Raw genomic sequence first — 231 nt, 5'->3', positions numbered from 1 at the left:
GCTGCCTTCCCGCCAGGTTACGGTTTGCCAGGCGTTTGCGGGTAATTGCATGGCCAGTTCCTTCACCACGATCGGCTCGTGGCCGGGCGCACGGCGCAGCAATGTCGGTGGCTTGCCGCGCCCGCTCCATGGCTTGGGAGGAAGTGGCGCTGTCCCGGGCGCCCACACAGAGGTGCCAGGCCGGATCCCCACCGCGTACAGCAAACCGAGTTCAGTTACGCCCTCCCGGAA

At 66.7% G+C, this 231-nt stretch carries 1 protein-coding gene; it reads right to left on the bottom strand.

Annotated features, from left to right (window positions below; translation table 11 throughout):
* Positions 1-231, bottom strand: a 231-nt coding sequence (locus SB753_RS42100; RefSeq protein ID WP_410805828.1) for a transposase, incomplete at both ends; no start/stop codon positions are given.

This window comes from Paraburkholderia sp. SIMBA_053, from assembly GCF_046534895.1.
Classification (GTDB): Bacteria; Pseudomonadota; Gammaproteobacteria; order Burkholderiales; family Burkholderiaceae; genus Paraburkholderia; species Paraburkholderia caledonica.
Note: the sequence above shows the minus strand (reverse complement) of the source record. Positions and strands in the feature narration are given on the sequence as shown.